General features: G+C 68.5%; 21 protein-coding genes and 1 tRNA gene. 3 read left to right on the top strand and 19 right to left on the bottom strand.

Annotated elements, in window-relative coordinates; genetic code table 11:
* Positions 1–5: 5 nt before the first annotated feature.
* The 11 genes from BKN51_RS26190 to BKN51_RS26145 all read right to left on the bottom strand — a co-directional run bounded on the left by BKN51_RS26190 (position 6) and on the right by BKN51_RS26145 (position 7,832).
* A complete protein-coding gene (locus tag BKN51_RS26190; RefSeq protein ID WP_101610164.1) occupies positions 6–1,037 on the bottom strand; it encodes a hypothetical protein in 1,032 nt (343 codons plus the stop codon).
* 11 nt (positions 1,038–1,048) lie between these two features.
* Positions 1,049–2,101: a hypothetical protein gene (locus BKN51_RS26185; protein WP_101610163.1), complete on the bottom strand. Its 1,053-nt coding sequence runs from the start codon at positions 2,099–2,101 to the stop codon at positions 1,049–1,051.
* A 25-nt stretch (positions 2,102–2,126) separates the two neighbouring features.
* Positions 2,127–3,002 (bottom strand): phage distal tail protein, encoded by an 876-nt coding sequence (locus BKN51_RS26180; RefSeq protein ID WP_101610162.1) that lies wholly within the window; start codon positions 3,000–3,002, stop codon positions 2,127–2,129.
* On the bottom strand, positions 2,999–4,135 hold the full coding sequence (locus BKN51_RS26175; RefSeq protein WP_146044287.1) for a phage tail protein: 1,137 nt from the start codon (positions 4,133–4,135) through the stop codon (positions 2,999–3,001). Before BKN51_RS26175 ends, BKN51_RS26180 begins: the two co-directional genes overlap by 4 nt.
* A gap of 50 nt (positions 4,136–4,185) precedes the next feature.
* Positions 4,186–5,109 carry a hypothetical protein gene (locus BKN51_RS26170; RefSeq protein ID WP_101610160.1) on the bottom strand — a complete coding sequence of 308 codons (924 nt, stop codon included), beginning with the start codon at positions 5,107–5,109 and terminating at the stop codon, positions 4,186–4,188.
* 9 nt (positions 5,110–5,118) lie between these two features.
* Entirely contained in the window at positions 5,119–5,406 is a 288-nt protein-coding gene (locus tag BKN51_RS26165; RefSeq protein ID WP_233223031.1) for a DUF5361 domain-containing protein, read from the bottom strand.
* Positions 5,407–5,522: 116 nt separating this feature from the next.
* Complete coding sequence (locus BKN51_RS26160) at positions 5,523–5,813, bottom strand: hypothetical protein (protein ID WP_101610158.1); 291 nt, start codon at positions 5,811–5,813, stop codon at positions 5,523–5,525.
* Between the two features lie 64 nt (positions 5,814–5,877).
* Positions 5,878–6,450 carry a phage tail tube protein gene (locus BKN51_RS26155; protein WP_101610157.1) on the bottom strand — a complete coding sequence of 191 codons (573 nt, stop codon included), beginning with the start codon at positions 6,448–6,450 and terminating at the stop codon, positions 5,878–5,880.
* A 34-nt stretch (positions 6,451–6,484) separates the two neighbouring features.
* Positions 6,485–6,889, bottom strand: a complete 405-nt coding sequence (locus BKN51_RS26150) for a hypothetical protein (RefSeq protein WP_101610156.1) — start codon at positions 6,887–6,889, stop codon at positions 6,485–6,487.
* Positions 6,886–7,041, bottom strand: a complete 156-nt coding sequence (locus BKN51_RS43610; RefSeq protein ID WP_168214390.1) for a hypothetical protein — start codon at positions 7,039–7,041, stop codon at positions 6,886–6,888. Before BKN51_RS43610 ends, BKN51_RS26150 begins: the two co-directional genes overlap by 4 nt.
* 717 nt (positions 7,042–7,758) lie before the next feature.
* Positions 7,759–7,832 (bottom strand) — tRNA-Leu (locus BKN51_RS26145).
* Positions 7,833–7,956: 124 nt separating this feature from the next.
* Between BKN51_RS26145 and BKN51_RS26140 the strand changes: the two genes are divergently transcribed.
* On the top strand, positions 7,957–8,178 hold the full coding sequence (locus BKN51_RS26140) for a DUF3618 domain-containing protein (protein WP_005165704.1): 222 nt from the start codon (positions 7,957–7,959) through the stop codon (positions 8,176–8,178).
* Between the two features lie 3 nt (positions 8,179–8,181).
* Here the strand turns inward: BKN51_RS26140 and BKN51_RS26135 are convergent, their stop codons facing one another.
* Entirely contained in the window at positions 8,182–8,592 is a 411-nt protein-coding gene (locus tag BKN51_RS26135) for a hypothetical protein (protein ID WP_174720456.1), read from the bottom strand.
* Between the two features lie 233 nt (positions 8,593–8,825).
* On the bottom strand, positions 8,826–9,401 hold the full coding sequence (locus BKN51_RS26130; RefSeq protein WP_168214596.1) for a TetR/AcrR family transcriptional regulator: 576 nt from the start codon (positions 9,399–9,401) through the stop codon (positions 8,826–8,828).
* Between the two features lie 103 nt (positions 9,402–9,504).
* Between BKN51_RS26130 and BKN51_RS26125 the strand changes: the two genes are divergently transcribed.
* Positions 9,505–10,965: a flavin-containing monooxygenase gene (locus BKN51_RS26125; RefSeq protein WP_101610154.1), complete on the top strand. Its 1,461-nt coding sequence runs from the start codon at positions 9,505–9,507 to the stop codon at positions 10,963–10,965.
* Positions 10,966–11,037: 72 nt separating this feature from the next.
* Here BKN51_RS26125 and BKN51_RS26120 read toward each other — a convergent pair whose 3' ends face one another.
* The 5 genes from BKN51_RS26120 to BKN51_RS26095 form a co-directional block, all read right to left on the bottom strand.
* Entirely contained in the window at positions 11,038–11,508 is a 471-nt protein-coding gene (locus tag BKN51_RS26120) for a helix-turn-helix domain-containing protein (protein ID WP_101610153.1), read from the bottom strand.
* A 186-nt stretch (positions 11,509–11,694) separates the two neighbouring features.
* Positions 11,695–13,323: an LCP family protein gene (locus tag BKN51_RS26115; protein ID WP_101610152.1), complete on the bottom strand. Its 1,629-nt coding sequence runs from the start codon at positions 13,321–13,323 to the stop codon at positions 11,695–11,697.
* A 147-nt stretch (positions 13,324–13,470) separates the two neighbouring features.
* Complete coding sequence (locus BKN51_RS26110) at positions 13,471–15,624, bottom strand: phospholipase A2 (RefSeq protein WP_101610151.1); 2,154 nt, start codon at positions 15,622–15,624, stop codon at positions 13,471–13,473.
* Positions 15,625–15,746: 122 nt separating this feature from the next.
* Positions 15,747–17,192 (bottom strand): GGDEF domain-containing protein, encoded by a 1,446-nt coding sequence (locus BKN51_RS26105; RefSeq protein ID WP_101610150.1) that lies wholly within the window; start codon positions 17,190–17,192, stop codon positions 15,747–15,749.
* A 443-nt stretch (positions 17,193–17,635) separates the two neighbouring features.
* Positions 17,636–18,850 carry an MFS transporter gene (locus tag BKN51_RS26095; RefSeq protein WP_101610148.1) on the bottom strand — a complete coding sequence of 405 codons (1,215 nt, stop codon included), beginning with the start codon at positions 18,848–18,850 and terminating at the stop codon, positions 17,636–17,638.
* Between the two features lie 370 nt (positions 18,851–19,220).
* Between BKN51_RS26095 and BKN51_RS26090 the strand changes: the two genes are divergently transcribed.
* Positions 19,221–20,114 (top strand): SDR family NAD(P)-dependent oxidoreductase, encoded by an 894-nt coding sequence (locus BKN51_RS26090; RefSeq protein ID WP_101613463.1) that lies wholly within the window; start codon positions 19,221–19,223, stop codon positions 20,112–20,114.
* Here the strand turns inward: BKN51_RS26090 and BKN51_RS26085 are convergent.
* Positions 20,111–20,767 carry a maleylpyruvate isomerase N-terminal domain-containing protein gene (locus BKN51_RS26085; protein WP_101610147.1) on the bottom strand — a complete coding sequence of 219 codons (657 nt, stop codon included), beginning with the start codon at positions 20,765–20,767 and terminating at the stop codon, positions 20,111–20,113. The two genes, BKN51_RS26090 and BKN51_RS26085, sit on opposite strands and share 4 nt — an antisense overlap.
* Positions 20,768–20,852: the final 85 nt, after the last annotated feature.

Genomic DNA, 20,852 nt, shown 5'->3' with positions numbered 1-20,852 from the left:
TCCGGTCAGCCCAGCAGGTAGGACGTGTTCAGCAGGATGGTCTCCTTGACGGGCACGGAGACGTCGCTGTCGGTCCACATGGCCAGTGCGCCGTTTCGCTGGATGCCGAGGTCGAGGAATTGATGCGAGCCGATGGCCTGGCCACCCCAAGTGTTCCCAGCCCAGTGGTGCCCGTACTGCGGCCAGTAGGCCTGTGGCATCGTCAGGATCACCGTGCCGTGGCCCGCCGGGATGTTCTGGCGGGTGACCGCGCCCCGCACGTAGACCATGGGGCCGATCCTGCGGATGTGCACCACCGTGGCTTCCTCGTCGTCATTCGGTCTTCCCGCCGTCCAGTTGGCGGCCACGGGCACGGCCTGCCAGCCCGTGTCGTCGTCCACCACCAGCGACTTCCACCCGCCGCCGCTGCCGCTCCAGAACTCGAGCCTGCCGGTGTCGGCACGATGCACGTACAGGCCGGGGTAGGCGTCGACAGGACGCTCGCTCGCGTTGCGCACGGGCAGGATCCCGCCCACCGCGCAGGTGTACGGGCGCAGGTCGGTGATGTCGCCCCCGGTCACGGCCGAAGTGGCGGCGCGCACCGTGATCCGGGCGAGCCTGAGCACGTCGCCGGTCACCACCGGGTCGGCGGGCTGCGACGCGGGGGTGCCGGGGACGACCTCGACGGTGAACTTCGAAGTCGAGTCGCCGTACTGCGCGTCGGTCTGCCGGGCGACGACGAGATCGTGCCTGCTGTACGAGCCGTGCGCGGGCACCTTCAGTACATCGAGCGTCTTCTGCTCGTCCAAGGTCGCCAGGTAGGCGCCCGCGGCGGCGTGCCGCGTGCCCTGGATGACGGCCTGGAACGGTTGCACGGTCACGTTTCCCGACGGTGTGGCGGTCGCTCGGATCAACCCGGGGTCACCGGGTGCGGGCCGCAGGCCGGTGCGGGACTGGGCCGGGGTCTTGCCGGGCGCGGCGAGGGCCGCGGTGGCTAGCCGGGCGTCCTCGGCGTCGACGACGGCGCCGCCGACCCAGCCGGAGTCGCGTTCTGGCATGGTTTCGTCTCCTAGCTAGGGATCGCGAGAACGTTGATGGAGTCGTAGGGGTGGCCCCACCCGACGTTGGCCACCCCGTCGCCGTCGAACCGCTGGATGCCCAGCTCGACCGTGACGACCGTGTCGGCGGGCTGATTGGCGATCGCGGTCATCGAACCCGTGGCCATCCCGGAGCCGATCTGGGTGCTGACCACGGTCAGGCCGACCGTGGTGCCGTTGGCCTGAAGGGTGATGTCGTACCGGTCGGCCGCCCCGGACGTGTCGTAGAAGGCGATCGCGGTGATCAACAGCCTGCGGGTGAAGTACACGGCGGGCACGGTCAGCCGGTTGAACACCCGGCGTTCGCCGCCGACGGTGACCCCGCCCAGTGGCCAGCCCGGGTCGTTGGGCCCGTAGATGGCCATCGAGTTGGTCACCGCGGGCTTCCACACCGTGCCTTCATAGGCCTCGAGCACCCGGATGTCCTGGCGGTACACCAGCTGACCGGCGTACGGCACGGCCGGCCGGTGCACTTCGCCGTTGACCGGCACGACACCGCCGACGGCACTGGTGAACACACGCCTGTCCTGGAGCTGCGTCAAGCCGATCGTGGTCGCGTTGGCGGGCACCGTGATCCGGGCCAGCACGATGACGTCACCGGCGACCACGGGCTCCACCGGCGTTTGCGCGGGTGTCCCCGCGACCAGGCTCACCGTCATCGCCGACGCGGTGTCGCCGTACTGGACGTCGGTCTGGCGCACCACGATCAGGTCGTAGCGGGCGTAGGTCGCGTGGGCGGGCACGGCGCCGAGCACGTCGATGGTCTTGGCCTGGTCGAGGGTCACCAGGTACGAGCCCGCGCTGGGCGAACGGGTGCCCTGGATGACCGCCTGGAACGGGTTGACCTGAACCTTGCCGGACGGCGGGCTGGTCGGGGCGACCCGGCCCGCGTTCGCCGCAGGCCGCAGCCCGGTCCGGCTCTGCGCCGGGGAGTTCCCGGCGGCCACCAGGGAACCGGTGGCGAGCCGGGCGTCTTCGGCGTCGACGACGCCACCGGACAGCCAGGCGGAATCGCGCTCGGGCATCAGCGGGCTCCTAGTCTCGAAATGGTCAGCTCCATGCGTCACGCCATTCCGCGGTCAACCGCGTGGCCGGGTTGTAGGCGGCGGCCCGGAACGCGACGTCGATCCCGCCGCGGACGAGCGGGAACCAGCGTGAATGGGGCAGCATCACCGAGCGCCGCGACGCGAGGCCTTGCAGCAGCACGGTTCGCGCGTCGGTGTCCACGACGAGCACCTCGCCCGCGGCCAGCTGGATCTGGAAGGCCAGCTCGTCGCCGGTCTGGGTGTTGACGATCACCGGGTCGGCGCACGGGCCGCTGATCTTCCACGTCGGCCAGGCCGCCACCGTGCCGTTGTTCTCCAGCGACAGCCTGCCGCCGGTGGCGCCGGTCCCGAAGTCCAGCGGGAAAGTCAGCGGGAACGTCAACCCGCCCGCGGAACTGGGCAGCGGACAGGTCGCGACACGCAGCTCGGCGGAGTAGCGCAGCGGGTCCGGCGCGGTGACCTGCACCGAGAACTCGAACACGCCCGCCTTCTTGTCCAGGATCTTCGACTCGCTGGACAGCCGCACCATCGCCCGGCGCACCGCGTGCGGCTCGGTCACCACGAGCGGGGACAGCCGTGAGCCGTCGTTGAGCACGGCGGCCAACCGGTCTTTCGCGCGCTCCTTGCTGATCCGGTCCGGCGCGACCGCGGTGCCCTCCAACGTGATCACCCGGGGCGAGCGGTAGGACGGCGCGTCGAACGCGCCGTCCCGCTCCGGCCGGTCGGTCAACGTGAGCCGGACGGCGGGGGAGGAGGCCCAGCCTTCCTCCTTGGTCACCCACCACTCCACGCCCTCGGCGTCGACGGTGTTGCCCGCCCAGCCGTCGACCGAGAAAACCGGTTGCTGCAGAACGGATCCCGGAGCCCCCATCGCGGTCATCTCTTCCCCGCCCAGGCCAGCTCGCGCGCGGCGATCCGGCCGATCTCGTACTCGGACTGCCGTGCCCTCGGATGGATGTTCACCGTGACCGGCTTCTCGTCGCGGCGTTTGTTCGTCAGGTCGAGCAGTTGCGGCAGCTTCGACAGCGGGATGATCGCCTCGGCGTGCCCCGCCTCGGCGACATTCACCAGCCGCCCGCCCGGCACCGGCGTGGCGATACCGCCCGCGGCCAGCTGCGGGATCTGCGGAAGGTTGAGACCGAACGTCTTCCCTCCGACGAACGGCACCCAGTCCGGGATGGTGACGCTGATGCTGTTGAGGCCGCGGATCGCCATGTTGACCAGGCCGATGATCGCGTTGATCGGGGCCTTGACCGCGCCGAGCACCGCTTCGAACGCGGCGCGCGCGAAGCCCGCCAGCCCGTCCCACGCCGCGCGTAACGCGCCGGTCACCCGGTTCCACACGGCCGGGATGGCCTCGCCGATCCAGGTGATGACCGGCATGATCACGTTCCTGATGCCGTTCCAGGCACCGGAAACGACCGTACTGATCACGTTCATGGCCGTGCGGAAGATCGTGGAGATCACGTTCCACACGGTGGAGATGACCGTCTGGATGACGTTCATGACGGTCCGGATCACCGTCATGACGATGGTGATGTACGTCCGGACATAGGTCTCGATCCACGGCCAGACCGCGCTGATGATCTTGCGGACGAAGTCCATCACCGCGCCGACGACCTGTCCGATGATCCGGAAGGCCGCCGACACGACTTGTCGCACGCGTTGCGACTGCATGGCCATGTCGACGATCTTGGAGATCAGCGGCAGCAACAGACTGAGCAGGAAGCCGAGGACGTTGGCCTTCATCGCCGTGTTGAGTCCTCTTTGGGCGGTGGTCGCGGTGCGCAGCCCCTGGCTGAACCGGGAGAAGAACCCACCCCCGGACGCCGCCTGCCGCCCGGCCTGCTGCACGGACCTGGCCGCCTGATCGGCCGCGGTCTTGAGCTGGCGGACCTGGGTGGTGCTCTGACTCGCGGCCGTCCGGAACTGGCCGCCCGCCCCACTGGCCTGCGCCAGCGCCGCGCGGAACCGGCCGACCGCGCCTGTCGCCTGTACCAAGGCATTTCTCATGCTGGCTGGCTTCCTTCGTCTGCGTGGTGATGGTCAGCGGGTGGTGAAGATCAGCGGAGCGACTGCGTGACTTGTTTGCTCTCCGCCGCGAACTTCCTCATGGGCGCGCTCGTGCCGCGGACGGCGGACTCGAGGGCACTCGCGGCCTTGCGGGTTCGGTCGGCCTCTTCGCGCAGCTTCTTCGTGTCGACGCCCGCTGGACCCTTGCCCTGGCCGCTCTTCTGGTTTTCCAGCTTGGTGATGCGCCGGATGAGCTGGTTCTGATCAGAGCCGACTCGCCGGACTCCTCGCAGAGCCGCCGTCACGTCCTGCCCGAGGGCCGCCGTGCGCCGTCCGAGCTGGGCGACCTGGCCCCGCAACGTCGAGATGCTCTGTGAGATCGGATTGAGCCGCGCGGCGATGCCCTGCTGTACTCCGGCGCCGACCTGGTTGGCCCTTCGTAGGGCGTTCCCGGCGCTCTGATCGGCACTACGGGCGAGCCTGGTCGCGGCGGCGGTGTCCCGGGTGACGGTCCCCACGCGCTGGTCGAGCGGTCTGACCTGATTGATGACGACTCGCTGAAGTGCGGAATCGATCTGGTTGGCTCTGCGGAGGGAGTTCTGGGCGAGCTGATGGGCGTCATCGGCTTTCTTCTGAGCGGCAGCGGCCTCTGCCTTGATCTGGTCGGGCCGCTCGCCTTTCTTGCTCGCGACGTATTCCTGGAGATCGAAGAGTGGCTTGGTCTCCAATCTCACCAGGTCGGACTGGGCACTGACGATGTTGAACTCGCCCTTGATGCCGTTGACCGCGAGGTTGAGAGCGTTGACCTCGTTCTTGATGGCCGTGATCTCGCCCTTGTGGAGCACGGCAGGGTCGGGGAACGCGACCTTGAACGCCGCGACGGCCTGCTTGACCAGCGCCTCGCTCTGCTCAGGCGTCATCGGGCCAGGGCCGGGGCCGGTCGGGTGGTAGCCCCCGATGGGCGGCATGGTCACGTCCGTCTCCTAACCAGTGCTGCGAAAGAAAGCGAGGATCTCACTCGCGTCCGTGTTTTCGGGTTCCGCCTTCGGTGCTTCCTCGTCGGCCGCATCGGGGCCCGGACGTGGAATGGCTTGCGGGTAAGGGATTTCCTCGGCGTCCTCGTCCCGGTTGACCGTGGCGAACATCCAGTTCGACACCGCCAGGTGATCCACCACCGCGGCCAGCAGGTGGTCGCTCAGGTGCCACTCCGCTTCCTCGCCGTGCAACGATTTCGCGAACGACGAATCCCGCGGCAGGTGCTCGATGAGCACCTTCAACCGCCGGGACGACAGTTTCTCCCGGTACCAGTCGAGCAAATCCACGTGGTAGTACCGCAGCAGGTCGGCCTCGAGGGCCTCGGCATGCTCTTCGACGAGCGTGCCGAGGCTCAGCCTTCCCCCAGCGGCAGACCCGTCTCCTTGCCGTAGGCCTCCAGCAGCGCGGCGACGTCCTGCACGGTCACCGTGTGCGTGTTGAAGCGTTTGTACTGCTCCTCACCGAGCAGCACTTCGAGCAGGCCGTCGATGTCGTTGTCGTCGATCTGGCTCAGCTGCTTGGCCATGGCCCGCGGGAACTCGCGGGGCAGCCGGAAGACCTCGTCGTCCAGTTCGAACTCCCAGTCCGCGCCGTCCGCTTCGAGGCGCTGGGCTCGGGCGGCGTTGATGCTGAAACGGGTCATGGCGGTGTCCTTTCGGTACAGGGCGGGGGCGCGGCCGGGCGGGTCCGCGCCCCCGATGGGGTCGTCAGACGGCGGCGTACGCCGGGTCCTTCATCAGGAAGGTGACCAGCGGGGCCTTCTCGTCGACGGCCAGCGCCGTGTACGTGACGCCGAGCTTCAGCGGAGCGGTGCGCACCAGCGCCATCTCTTCGGTCTCGGTGACCTGTCCACGCGCGACGACGAGGCGGTACTTCACGTCGCCGCCGTCGGTGAACTCCACGCCGAGCATGCGCTCGTCGAACTTCGGCTCGGCGGCCATTTCGTACTTGTAGACACCGGAAGTCCCGACCTGCGCGACCGCGCCGCCGCCGAAGAAGAACGGCATCGTGTCCTCGTTGAGCTGCAGCATCTGGAACTTGAAGGTGAGGTCGCGGTCGGAGTAGACGAACCGGGCCGGGCTGACGCTCTGCCACGTGTCGATCGGGTCGATCTTGTCCTTCTTGGCCACCTTGACACCGTCGGTCGTGGTGTAACCGAGGTCCTTCCAGTCGGCGCCCCACGCCGCGGCGGTGTCCGCGGGTGCCGCGGTACCCAGCGGGGCGACGAGGATGCGGCCGCTGCCGGCGACCCGGATTTCCTTGGCGTTGGAACCAGCCATCTGCGCTACTCCTTGGTTTGGGAATCGGGAAAGGTCATGCCGGCCGGACGAGCAGCCGCATCGTGGCCAGGTAGCGGCTGGCCGCCGCGTGGTGGTAATCGGGCAGCCAGCGCGGCCCGTCCATCTCGGCGACGTCGACCACCCGCGCGCCGCCGTAGCCGATTTCGCGCAACGTGAGGACAGCTGCCCTCGCGAGCAGCGACACCCCGTGCGCGGCCGTCTTGTCGGGGCCGTAGCACTCCAGGTCGATCAACGGCTGGTCGAGATACTGGTCGTCGATCCACGCGCCACCGGCGCGCGAGACCAGCACGACCTTCTGGGTGCCGTTGAATCCGGGCGGTGGCTTGTTGTCCACGACGATCCCGGCGAGTTCCGTGCGGTTCTTGATCGAGTCGACGACCAGCCGCTCGACGTCGGGGAAGACGATCGGTCCGGTCACGCCTTGCTCTTCTCGGGACGCTCGGCCGCGGGTTCTTCCTCGGCGTCCACCGCGATCCGGCCGACCAGCGTGACGGCGACCTGATCGTCGACATCGACCACGTCGCCGGGAGCGTGGCCGTTCCACCAATAGGTAAGGCGAATTCTGGGCATGGCTCTCCTAGAAAAGCGCTGACGGGCAGCGAAAAGCGAGCTGAATAGAATTCCGCGCGTGCCTTTGGCGGGCACGATGAACTCATGCGGAGAGGTGCGGCCGAAGCGGCGCCCTACGTCCACAATGGATCGTTCGCCGACGCGTCAAGCGTCGAGCGGGTACACGTATTCCCCCCGGAATGTTGTGGTACTCCCCAAGAACCCCATGGCGCCGCAGGCTGCCCCCGTTGTGGCTCTACCGGCGCTTGAGGCCGAGTATACGCAGATCGGCGTCCGACTCAACCGAATCGTCCGAGAGCGCGCGACGAGTTCCCCCAATGGGGCGCACACAAGATCGCTTTAGTCCGGAGTGGCCTTACGAATTCATTCGGCGGTGCCGAATCGCCGACTCTCCGTCGGGAGAAAGCCGCCCGGGGTTCGGCGGTATCCGCAGATTCGGACCGGCTTCCCGGAGGTCGGCGCGGGCGCCGTCCCGCTCGCGCGGGAGTCGGGAGTCGGGAGTCGGCGTACTCGTTCGACTCGCGTCGAAGTGAACATGAACGACCCGGCGAGCCCGACCGTCAAAGGACGTGGCGTGGACGCGGTGATCTACGAAGAGGCCCCCGGCGGAGCCGATCGCTGCCGGGGGCTCGTTCGTGTCCTGCTGTATTTCTGCTGTACAGCCACCCCGGGGTGTATCCGGAGGGAAGGGACTACTGCAGGCCGAAGACCTGGGGGTGGGCCCGGAGAGACTCGAACTCTCACTGGCACGGACCTAAACCGTGTGCCTCTGCCAATTGGGCTACGGGCCCCAGTACCGCCCTGAAATCGTAGCGTGCGACACGTTCGGCGTTTCTCGGCGTGGCCGATGCCACCTCGGAGGGCGGCGTCCTCTAACGTGGGCTTCCAGCAAGTACGTCGCGGCGAGGAGGACACGTGGCTCGCGATCCCGAGACCATCGAGCGTGAGATCGAGCAGGCCAGGAACGCGCTGGTCGCCACGCTCGACCAGCTGGGCACGAAGGCGAACCCCGCGAAGCTCGTGGATTCCGCGAAGACCGGTCTGCGCGCGAAGCTGGACGAGCCCAAGGTGAAGTACCCGCTCATCGGCGGGGCGGTGCTGATCGGCGTCCTGCTGATCCGCAAGCTCCTGAAGTAGCTCTCAGGAGGTCTGGGCCGCCTTGGCGGGTGTCTTGGCGGGCTCGGGCTTCTCCGCGGGTTTCGCCTCGTCGACGACCTTCGGGAGTTCCTTGCCCTGGGGCACCGGGGGCTTGGCCTCGATCTTCTCCTTGGCCTTGCCGTTCGCCGGGGGAGGAACCTCGAGCGGTTCGATCTCCGGGAGCGTCAGCCTCGCCGTCATGTAGGCGGCGGTGAAGTCGAGCGCACTGCCGTTGAGCAGGTGCACCACCGTCGACCGCTCCGGCGGGGACAGTTTCTCGACCAGCTGGTCCGCCCGGTCCCGCGCCGCGATGATGCCCGGTGCGCGACCGGTCAGTTCCTTGCCGGAGCCGCTGACCGTGACCTTCCAGTCGTCGTCCTCTTGGACGTACGACGCGGTGATCGGTTCGGTCATCCGCCTCACCCCTCTCCTCGCGAGCATGCGTCACTCTGTGGACCTCGCCACGCCGCCGTCATGACGCCACTTTCGGGTGGTGGCGCCCCCTCCTGACGGAGGTCGCGAAGGTCCATCAGAGTTTCTACAGTGTCATCGATACAGTAGGACAACTCTGTGTCACAAGACACTGGCGGCAATGTGCTCTGAGTGACGACCGAATGGCCTAATGCACGCGCATCTTCACGGTCGCTTCAGCGGGCCCTCGCGGACAGGCCCGACCAGAGCACGTCCATCGCGTATCCGGTGGCCATTTCGGGGCTGACGTCCTCGTGTCGCTCGCACCAGATCGCGAGCCGTTCGCACGCGCCGACGACGAACTCCGCGGACGCCTCGGCGCGCAGGTCGTCACCCGAGTCGAAGTAGCCGCTCATCAGCGCGGCGATCAGGTCGGTCTGCTGGCGCCGGGTCTGCTCGATTTCGTCGGCGGCGCCGGTGCCGATCAGCGCCATCTCGTGGCGGAGCAGCGACCAGGCCTGCCGTCGTTCCCGGATGAACACGAAGAAGGCGAGCAGTCCGCGCCTCAGCGCGTCCTCGGCGGACGTCGCGCCGGCGATCGACCGTTCGGTGACCTCGCGCAGCGCCGCCCGCGACTGCTGGATGCAGGCCAGCAGCAGTCCCTCTTTCGAGTTGAAGTACTCGTAGAGCATCGGCTTGGAGACCCCGACGCGCTCCGCGATGTCGTCCATCGACGCCGCGCTGTAGCCGCGTTCGGCGAAGACTTGCTCGGCGATCTCGATCATCTGCCGTTCGCGCTCTGCTCGTGGCATGCGTTTGCGCTTCGCCGTCGTCACCACAACACTCTACCGAAGGTAACCTACTTCAAGTAAGGTGAACTCCCGGTAACAGGTAATGTGAGCGAGAGGTCGGGTCATGGGCAACCGCACCGAGACCGGTGTCGTCATCGTCGGGACCGGCTTCTCCGGTCTCGGCATGGCCATCCAGCTGCGGAAAGAGGGCCGCGAGGACTTCGTCATCCTGGAGAAGGCCGACGACGTGGGCGGCACGTGGCGGGACAACACCTACCCCGGCTGCGCCTGCGACATCCCTTCGCACATGTACTCGTTCTCGTTCGAGCAGAACCCCGGCTGGTCCCGGGCGTACTCGCCGCAGCCGGAGATCTGGCGCTACATGCGCGACGTCGCCGCGAAGTACGACCTCCACCGCTTCATCCGCTTCGGCCAGGAGATGACCGGCGCCCGCTGGGACGCCGACGAGAACCGCTGGCACGTCGCGTCGAAGTCCGGCGAAGAGTTCGTCGCGCCCGCGCTGGTCGCCGGGGTCGGCGCGCTGCACCTGCCACAGATCCCGGAGCTGCCCGGCATCGAGCGTTTCAAGGGCCGCGCGTTCCACTCCGCGCAGTGGGAACACGACTACGACCTCGAGGGCAAGCGGGTCGCCGTCGTCGGCACCGGCGCGAGCGCGATCCAGTTCGTGCCGCGGATCGCGGAGGACGTCGCCGAACTGACGCTCTTCCAGCGCACCCCGCCGTGGATCATGCCGAAGCCCGACCGTGAAATGCCGGAAGCGCTGCAGAAGGCGTTCGCCTCGGTGCCGTTGCTGCAGCGGGCCTTCCGCAACGTCCTCTACTGGGGTCTCGAAGCCCGTGCGATCGGCTTCAACGGGCAGCCGTGGGTGATGAAGATCGGCCAGCGCATCGCGAAGCGCAACATCTTCAAGGGCGTCAAGGATCCGGAACTGCGCCGGAAGCTGACGCCGGACTACACCATGGGCTGCAAGCGGGTCCTGGTCTCCAACGACTACTACCCGGCGCTCGCGCGGGAGAACGTCGACGTCGTCACCGAAGGCGTGAAGGAGGTTCGCGAGCACAGCGTCGTCGACGGCGCCGGCGTCGAGCACGAGGTCGACGCGATCATCTACGGCACCGGATTCCACGTCACGGACGCCTTCGACGATCTGGAGATCATCGGCCGCGACGGGCGCAATCTCGGCAAGGAGTGGTCGGCCGAGGGGATGCGGACGTACCAGGGCATCACCGTGTCCGGCTTCCCGAACCTGTTCTTCCTGCTCGGCCCGAACACCGGGCTGGGGCACAACTCCGTGGTGTTCATGATCGAAGCGCAGATCTCCTACGTCGCGCAGGCGCTGCGGCTCGGGCGGGGCAAGGCGCTCGACCCGCGGCCGGAGGCGCAGGAGCGGTTCAACGGAGAGATCCAGCGCAAACTCGCCAAGGGGATCTGGACGCAGGGCGGCTGCAAGAGCTGGTACCTGGACGCGAAGGGTGTCAACCGGACGATCTGGCCCGGCTTCACCTGGCGGTACTGGCTGGACACCCGCAAGGTGCGCCGCGAGGACTACGACCTCCTCGGCTGAGGAGGGAAAGAGGGAGGGTCCGTGAAAGCCCAGATGGGGGGCAAGGCCTTCACGGACCGGGGAACGCCGCGCTCATGAGGGGTTGAGCCGGCGAAGCCTTCCGATGAGATCGACGGTGGGGATACGGCAGAGTTCGGCCATCCGTTCCAGCGCCGCGAAGTCGAGATGGACTTCGGCGGATCCGCTGTCGGCCGACCGCTTGAGCCGATCGTCCGCCCACCGTCGCAGGGGGAGCAGTTCTTCCTGGTCGTCCTTGATCACCAGGCGCAGATCGATCCGGACCCGGCCCGGTTCGTCCACGAACACCCGGCGATGCACCTTGGCCAGCAGATCCTGTGGCAGCTCGTCCATCGCGACGCACAGTTCGACCAGCCGCACCACGGAACAATGCCGGGTGCCCAGCTCGTAGGTGGCCAGCGTCTGGAGCGAGATCTCGCTCTGCAGATGCTGGTTCAGTTCCTTGCGTGTCCAGCCACGTTTACGGCGGAGCTTGCGGAGCTCGTCTCCGAGTATCCGCTGATAGCTCTCAGCGTCGATCAGCACTCCCCGACCCCTGCCTTGCCAACCCTGCTCCCATCGCTCACCCCATGTGACAAAACCCGGGACGAGCGCACTCACGTGAATGAAAGTCGGCAGGTGGTCCGCTCTTACGCGGTTTCGAGGGTGCTTTTCATGCCAATTTTGGCCTGCTGGGCCGAATGGGTGAATAATGCCCGCGCGGCGAGGGCGTCAGTTGACGCAGGGCACGCCTTCGGCGGTGATCGGCTTCTCGTCGGACTGCTCGGGCGGCGGGGCCGCGGCCGACGAACCGGCGGCGTTCTGCGAGGAGCCGGAGCCCTGTGCGCCGCTCGCCTGCTTGAAGTCTGAGCCGAGGAAGACCATCACGTGCCCGGCCTCGACGCTCTTGTCCTCTTGGACGGTTGGGTCGCCCCCGAGTTCGGCGGCGACGGCCTGGCCCGCCGCCTTCTCGCCCTTGGCGACCCAGATCACCGTCTTCTTGCGCGCGCTGGCGGTGGCCGTGTCGCCCGCGGTGAAGCCCTTGTCGACGAGCTGCTTCAGCACCGTCGAGGCGAGGCCGTCCCGGTTCGTGGAGTTGCGGACGTCGACCGTGGTCGCCTTGTTGGCCGACTCGGTGGGCGCCGGTGCCTGCTCGCCGGGCTGCGGGCCCGCGAGCCCCTGGACGAAGTCCTTCACCTGTTTCGGGTCGACCTGGATGGCGACGCCGTCGTTCGGGGTCTTGTACTCGATGTTGACGATCGGGATCGTCCGGAACTCGAGCTGGCCGCCGGTGAGGCTCTTCATCTGCTGGGCGAAGCCGAAGACGTCCCAGTTCTGGTTGAGCACGACGGACTTCTTGATGGCCGTGATCAGGTCGTTCAGCTTGCCGGGGTTCGCGAGCGTGCCCGCCGAGAGCACCTTGCGCGCCATCCCGGCCATGAACACCTGCTGCCGGACGACCCGGTCGAGGTCGCCGCGCGGCAGCCCGTGGCGCTGCCGGACGAAACCGAGCGCCTCGACACCGGAGATGGTGTGCGGGCCCTTGGTGAACTTCGCGCCGGAGAACTGGTCGTTGACGTCGTCGTTGAGGCAGACGTCCACCCCGCCGATGGCCTGGGTGATCTCGCTGAAGCCCAGCAGGTTGATGGCGGCGTAGTTGTCGATGGTCGAGCCGGTCAGCTGCTCGACCGTCTTGATCAGGGTCTTCGCCCCGGCCTCGTTGGCCTTCTGGTCGAGTTCCTTCGGGTCGGAGACGCCATTCTCCTGCTGCTTCTTGCGCTCGTCGAGCATCGCGCGGGCATACGCCGAGTTGATCTTGTGCTTGCCGAAACCGCCGGGAATGTCGACGTAGGAGTCGCGCGGCAGCGAGATCGCGACGGCCTTCGAGCCGTCGTTCGGGATGTGCACGAAGATCAGCGAGTCGGTGTTCAGCTCGCCGTCGGCCTGCCCGGCGCGCAGCTGGGCGAGGACCTCCTTGGACAGCGGGTTGCCCTGCGCGTCCGTGCGGCTGTCGAGGCCGACGAGCAGGATGTCGCGGGCGCCGTCGGCGGGCTTGTCGCCCTTGTCTGCGCCGATGCCGACGTTCGCGAAGGTCAGGCCGTCCATCGCGGCCCACGCGTAGCCGGTCAGGCCCATCACCAGGAGGGACACGAGGCCCAGTGCGATCTTGGGCCCGCGGAACGGCCGCCGCGGGGCGCGACGCGGTTCCGGGCGCCGGGGCGGCGGCGCCGCGGCCTGGCGGGCGGGTGCCGGGCGGGCTCCACGGGGCGGGGCCGGGCGGGAAGGAACGCGTCCGGGCGCGTCCTGCCTAGGCCGGGCGGGACGTCGATCCCCATGCCCATTCCGAGGCGGGTACTCCACGCGGTCTGCTCCTTCTCTCCGGTACCGGTTCTACGGTCTTCTCAAGGGACGCATGGTGCCTGTTGCGGGTTGTCGCAGGATTACACATCCCCCCGAAGATGTGGCACGCACCACCGGTTTGCCCTCAATGGTACGGAGAAGGCCAGGTCAGCGCTGTGCGGCTCTCGTCGGGACCAGCGTGGCTGCCGCAGCGAACATCGCGACGACGATCGTCGCGACCGGCAGCGCGACGGACGCGGCGCTCACCTGTTTGCCGTCGAGGGCCCCCATCAGCGGCGGAGCGCACGCGACCGCACAGACCAGCCAGGTCCCGGTCATCCGGCTGGTGCCGTTCCGGACGGTGTGCAGCAGGTACACCCCGAGTAACAGGTTGACCAGGCTCTGGACCGGCCCGAGCCGCAACCCGAGGAGGTCGGCGTCGGCCGACGCGCCGCCGAAGCGGGTCAGCGCGAAACCGAACACGCCGAGCATCGCGTAAGCCATCCCGACCGTCGCCGCGGCGCGGCAGAACACGGCGGCGCGCAGGCCCGGTTCGTCGACGGCCCGCTGCTGCGGTCCCGAATGACGTTCGAACCACCAGAAGACGAGCGCGGCGGGGACGGCCAGCAGGGCGAGCGCGAGCAGGACCCTCGGCCTGGCGAGCCAGCTGAGGCCGTCCACGACCGGGCCTGGCAGGTAAACGACCGCCACGAGCAGCAGCATCGCGGACAGGAAGCCGAGGTAGAGGCTCATCGGGGCGCGGAGGACGAGGCGGGCGGTGGCGGCGACCACGGGACTCTGGCCGAGCCGGGCCAGCGGTCGCGCGAGCAGTCCGAGGAGCCCGAGCTGGACCAGCCCGAGCAGGAGGACACCCCACGGCGGGCCCGACAACGCGGCCGGGGCGCCGGGGCCGCCGAGCAGCATCGGCCCTTCGCCGAGGACGGTGACCGCGAGCCCCAGCCCGGCGGCGCCGGTGACCGCCGTCGCCAGGAGGGCGGCACGCGGCGGGCGGACTCCGTCGGCGTGGGCGAACGCCAGCTGCTGGACGAACAGGGCGAGGAACAACGTCTCCGCGTAGCGCGGGATCGCCGAGCCGGACCACTGCGCCGCGGCCTCGCTCGCCAAGGTCAAGGCCAGCAGGCCGGCGACGGAGACGGTGCGCGTCCGGCGATACAGCGCCAGCAGCGCCGGCGCGAGGACGACGGTCAGCAGGAAGACGCCGAGCAGCCACAGCGGGTGCAGCGCGATCCGCATGACGGTGGCGTTCGTGCCCGTCGGGATCCCCAGCACCTCCAGGGCGAGCGGCACGACCAGCGCGACGACGGCGAAGATCAGCGCGGGGCGCAGGAGCGGGCTGGCGCGATCGGCGAGGTACTGCGGATAGCGGCCGCCGGTCGCGCGGATCGATCTCCAGCCCGCCTCGTTGATCCGGCCCACCGCGAAGAAGATCAGCGGGCAGAGCTGCGCGAGCCAGGTGAACGGCCACAGCGACCGCTCCGGCGCGCCTGCCCAGTGCGCGAGCGCGACGGCGGATTCGCCGAGCAGCATCAGCACGACCCCGGCGACCCCGAGCAGGGCCCATCGGCCGACCGGGAGCACCGGACGCGGCTCGCGGGGCAGGGTGACGGCGGTCCGGCGGGTGCGGACCCAGCCGCGGAGGCGGAACACCAGCAGCGCGCCGACCACCAGCACCCCGACGATCATCGGGCCGAGCGGGTCACCGACCGGCGGCCCCCAGCGCTGGTGCCAGGAGTTGAGCACGAGACCGGCGGTGTAGAGGGAGGCGACGACCTCGCAGGTGCCGCGCGAGTCCATCGGGTTGAGGGCGCAGGCGTGGTGCATGTCGGCGGAGAGCCGGTCGTCGAGCGTGGATCTGGCGTCCTGGCCGAGCGGGTGCCCCTTGCGTTCGGCGTAGCGGAGGATGTCGTAGCCCAGGTCGTGGGCTTTGCAGGGGACGGCGTAATCCCACTTGGTGTTGTCGTCGCCCCAGGGCGCGGAGCAGCCGCCGTCGGTGTGGACGGCGCGCACGGTGCCGTCGCGTGCCGTCATCACGCCGGGGGTGATTCCGCTGACCGCGGTGAAGTCCGCGGGCAGTTCGGCGATGACGTTCTCGACCCGGCCGGGCCGCACCAGCGCGTCGACCGCGTTCTGGGCGGCGAGGAGGTCACCCGTCGGTGGTCCCTGGTCCGGCGGCGAGGCCGGCCGCGACGCGATCAGGCCAAACCCGAAGACCAGCACGGTGACCAGCAGCAGCCAACCCGAAGTCGACCACGGCCGCCGGATCCTGACGGGCTTCCGGTCGGCGTCGGCTGTCGCTGGCATGGCGTCAAGGGTGCCATCCGCCGATCGGGGCCGACATCCGGATAACCCCCGAGATCACCCACCGGGTGCCCTGATGGTGTGGCGCGTTTTGGCCGTGTCCTGGCCCTCTGGAGGCGCTTGCGTCAGGTCTCGGCGGTGGGCGACGGAGGAGCGGGCCGGTCCAGATCCTGGGCGAATCGCACCTGGTTCCGGCCGTTCTCCTTGGCCACGTAGACGGCGGCGTCGGCGGCGTGCAGGAGTTCCTCCAGCGAATCACCGTGACGAGGGAACAGTGCCGCCCCGATCGAGGTAGTACGGCCCGCGATGGTGACGCGGCTGCCCCGTTTGTCGGTGGTCACTATATGCAGTTCGGCGATAGCGCTGCGCACTCGCTCGGCGGCGAGTTTCGCGGCCGTTTCGTCGATATCCGGAAGAAGCACGAGGAATTCCTCGCCGCCGAACCGGCCGATGACGTCGGCGGGCCGGGTGACCTCGTCCAATTTCTGCGCCACATCGCGGAGGACGTCGTCGCCCGCGGGATGTCCATATGTGTCGTTAATCCACTTGAAGTGGTCGAGATCAATCATCAGAAGCGCAAGGTTGTCGTCCGATCGGGCGGTCCTTGCGAGCGCCCGATCGGCCGACTCCGACCATCCGCGCATGTTGAGAACGCCGGTTTTCGGGTCCGTCCGCGCGTCGTTTTGCAGTTGGTCGATCTCGGCGAGGCGATTGAACACCACCGTCACCACGGCCATCACGATCACCATCGGTGGCATGATCAACAGCAGCACCGCGGTGACCGCGCCGAGGCCGATCGTGATGGCCTCCAGCAGGTTGTCCGCCGCGTTGCCGAGCACGGTCGAGAGCGACGGCCGCTTCGACGAGCCGATCGCGAGGATGCCGCCGATGTAGGCGATCTGCACCGCCTCGAAGACCATCCCGGTGACGATCAGGACGCCGAATTCGCCCAGGGTGTCCCAGCCGGAAATCCGTCCCCATTCATGCGGGCCGAACGCGGCGAAGGTGAGTGACGCCAGGGTCACCGAAACGCCGTGGGTGACCGACGAGAACACGAAGTTGTGCGCGGGCCGCCGGGCGATGAACCAATGCTGGATCCGGACGAGCGCGATGATGGAAAGGGTCAGCGAAAGCGGCAGGATGACCGCGGCCGGAAATGTCCATACGGCGGTGAGATCGATGAGAACGGTGCGGCTTCGATCACGACGCCTTTCTTCCTGTCGCTGGGTGAGCTGAATATGCGCCGTGGCGCCGATGGCAAGAATTGCGAAACGAACCCAGTCCGTTCTTCCCGGATTCGTGGAATTCATCGTGGCGACGACCATGATCGCCATTCCGATCGCCTCCATGGCGAAAAGGAACGCGATGAACCGCTTCGGCCGCTGCCACAGCGCCCACGCCCTGGGATCATAGGGATGGCGCGGCGGCGGTTCGGCCTGGTCACCTTCCGGGCTTGCCTGCCCGCGTTCGGTCACCGGTGCACCGCTCGCCGTGGCGGCCGTCCCCGCCTGATCGTCAAGGTCGCCGGTGCCGTCGCCGTGCTGGCGGCGGTCGCCGGTCTCGGCTGGCAATTGCTACCTCTTTTCCGCGCGGATGGCACGGCTGAGTAATCTCACCGGTACCGACTGATACACCGTTCGTATTCCACGGCCGGTATCATCCCATCGCATCAGTTGTTCGACACCGGCGAGGGTGCCCGCGAACACCGACCGGAGGTGGCAATCGTGTCCCGTGATTTCTGATCTTGACAGCTGAATGTTTTTCGAGACGCGTCGTGGAAGGGGTGACCGATAGTGTCCAGTCGTGACTTCTGAGCCCGGACAGAGTATTAGTTCGCAGCAACGAGGTGGCCGGGAGGTGTGTGACCGTGTCGAGCCGTGACTTCTGATCGAGAGCCGTTTCTTTTCGCCCGTCTGTCGAAGGCCCAGGTGCCGAAGCAGTGTCCCGTCGAGATTTCCGAGTACGAACCCGCCGGGCGGCCGTGCCGCCCCAGGGGTCGTCCAGTGTGGATTTCTCATGACAGCAACGGTTCCGGGCTGGATCCGTTGATGTGCCCCCAACTGAGCGCGACCATGACGGCCAGCAGCAGGCCGACGACGCCTGCCAGCGCGATGGCCGAGGTCGCCGCCCCGAGCCGATCGGCGGCGAGCCCGCCGAGTCCCGCCCCTATTCCTTGAGCCACCCGCAACCCGGTGCGGTACACCCCGCCCGCACCGCCCCTGAGTTCGTTCGGGACCCAGGTGATGAACGTGGCGCTCACCGTGATCAGGTACGCCCCTGCGGCGCCCGCCGCCGCGAGCAGGAGCAAGGCCGGAACCAGTCCCGGCTTGAGCGCGAAGGCGATCAGGGCGACCATCGGCAGTGCCGCCAGCACACCCAGCAGCTTCCGCCGTTGTTCCGCGGAGACGAATTTGGACAGCAAGAACGCCCCGATGACGAAGCCCAGCGGATCGGCGGCCAGCAACCAGCCGACGGCTTGTTTCCCCACGCCCATCTCGGCGGCCAGCGGCGCGGCGAGCCCTTCGGGGATGACGGCCAGGCCGACCAGCCACGAGAACCAGACCAGCACCCGCAGGTGGCGATTGCCGAACACCTGCTTCACCGCGCCGAACCAGCTGCCGGTGCCGTCGGAGGCCGCCGCCCGCCGCGAGACGGAGAAGCGGACCACGGCCGCGCTCAACAGGAACGTCGCGGCGTCCAGCCCCAGTGCCCAGCTCGCCCCGACCTGTGACACCAGCAGACCGCCGCCCGCCAGGCCGAGCAGCATGGCGGTGTTGGTCGAGATGCCCCGGATGTCCTGGCTCTTGAGGTAGAGGTCGTCGTCGGTGAACACCTCGCGGGTCAGCGCGTTCTGCGCGGCGTTGCCGGGAGCGTTCGCGAGCCGGGCCAGCACCACCAGCCCGCACAGCAGGGCGAGCGGGGTGCCGGGGATCGCCATGATCCCGATCAGCACCGCTTGGAGCAGGGACGAGTAGACGAGGACGGTGCGCCTCGGGTAGCGGTCGGCCAGCTGGGAAAGGCCGAGGCCACCGGCCAGCGCGGGCAGGAAGGTCAGGGAGTAGACCACCGCCGAGAGCAGCGCGGAGCCGGTGCGGTCGTAGACGAGGATGGCCAGCGCGACGATGGTCAGCTGGTCCCCGATCAGGGACTGCACCTCGGCGAGCCAGAGTGCGCGGAACTCGCGGTTCGCCAGGGCGGCGGTCATCCGCGGCGCCGCGTTCGTCTTCACTCCGTGACCACCTCCCCCCGATCGGGTGAACTCAGCTCCCTCGCATTCTTGCCTGCCTGTTACGTGGCCGACGAGGGAGTCACAGTTAATGTCCCGCCGAACAACGTTCAGTATGCCTCCGGCTACAGGGAGACGAACAGAAGACCAGCGAATCCTTCGCCCGTTAGGCCGATCGAGCTACGCCGTCTGACCGGTGAGTGACGTCGCTCTGACTCGTCCGCGGGTATCTGCGCGCCTGTCGCCCCGCACTCGCTCGGCGCAGCCCGCCCGCCGTTCGCCGCCGCCTGAGCTCCGGTTGGGCCGAATGGGCCAACACTGAGTAGAGACCGGCCTGGAGGTGGAGGCCGGCCGGGCCAAAGGGGTGAAGGCGATGAACGGTTTGCTCGACGACAAAGCCGTCGTCGTGACCGGGGCGGGACGGGGCCTCGGCGAGGCGTTCGCGGTGCACGTGGCCAGGGCGGGTGGGGCCGTCGTGGTCAACGACATCGACGTCGCGCTGGCCGAGCGGACGGCGGAGAACATCCGCCGCTTCGGTGGCAAGGCGGTCGCCAGCGGGCACAGCGTCGCGGATCCGAAGCAGGCACAGGAGATCGTCGACCTCTGCCTGGCCGAGTTCGGCGCGATCGACGGGCTGGTCAACAACGCGGGCCTGAACTACGAGGCGTTGCCGTGGGAGGACGACGTCGAGCAGGCCCGCGAACTGGTCGAGGTGAACGTCCTCGGCGTCATGTACACCGGCCTCGCCGCCATCAAGGCGATGGTCGCGCGGGGAAAACAGGGCTCGATCGTCAACATCTCGTCCGGGGCCTCGCTCGGGCAGCGCAAGCTCGGCGTGTACGCCGCCAGCAAGGGCGCCGTCGCTTCGCTGACCTACTCCTGGGCGCTCGACCTCGAGGAGAGCGGGATCCGGGTGAACGCGGTCTGCCCGCTCGCGCACACCCGGATGGTGTGGAAGTCCGAACGGTCACTGCGCTCCTGCCCGCCGGACCGGACGCCGTCGCGGATCGCGCCGGTCGTGCTGTTCCTGCTCGGCGCCGGGTCCCACGGGATCACCGGGCAGATGATCCGCTGCAACGGGCCGCAACTGCACGTCATGGGGCAGCCGTACCTGAAGCAGCCCATCCTCGAGCGGCCGGTGTGGGACACCGAGACCGTGCAGCGCGCCTTCGACGAGGTGTTCAGCGCGCACCTGGAGAACTACGGCCTCGAAAAGCGTGTCCCGCCCCGGCTGCGCAAGTGGACGGAGTCGACCCGGACCGCTTAGCCGACGACGAATGGCAGCTTCGCGGCGAGATCGCCTAGCTCGGCCTTCTCCGCGCCGGTCGGCTCGCGGCGTCCGGTGCCGACCAGCAGCGCGTCCGTGTCGGAGAACGACGCCGGGAACTTCTCCCCGGTGCGCTGCTCCAGGATCTGCCGCGTCTTCGCGAGACTGTCGGCGGCCGGGCCCGGGAGGTGCGGCAGGTGCGCGACGAGGTCGAGGTGGTGCAACGTCCACTCCAGGACGTACGCGGCCAGGTAGTCGCCCGCGGACAGGACGATGTCGCGGGTGGCGACCCGCGTCCCCGGGTCGGCGAGGCCGGCGGCCCGGCCCGCGGCCGAACCGACGTCGTCCAGGTGGAACTTGAGGAGCCGGGGCTCCTGGTACGCGGCGGCGAGCCGCACGATCAGCGCGTCGAGGTCGTCTTCGCCGGTGGGCGGCTGGTCGGTGACCTCCCAGTAGGTGACCGCGTCGCGCGTCGGTGCCGTTTCGGCGGGGGTGGCGAGGGTGATCAGGACGTCCTGGGCGTCGATCACCAGGTGACACACCAGGTCCTGGACCAGCCAGCCCGCGCAGCCGGACGGCTTGGTGAAGTCTTCGTCGGGGGTTGCGGCGACGGCGGCGAGGAGCGCCGCCCACGAGCGGGAGAAGAGATCCACGGCGGCAAGTTAGCAGCGGCGGCACCCTGACGGCGACCGCTTTGTGCCGGGGGTGTGGCGTGGCGCGCGTGCAATGAAAGGCCCG

This window comes from Amycolatopsis sp. BJA-103 (assembly GCF_002849735.1).
GTDB lineage: Bacteria > Actinomycetota > Actinomycetes > Mycobacteriales > Pseudonocardiaceae > Amycolatopsis.
This window is presented reverse-complemented; position numbering and strand designations above follow the sequence as displayed.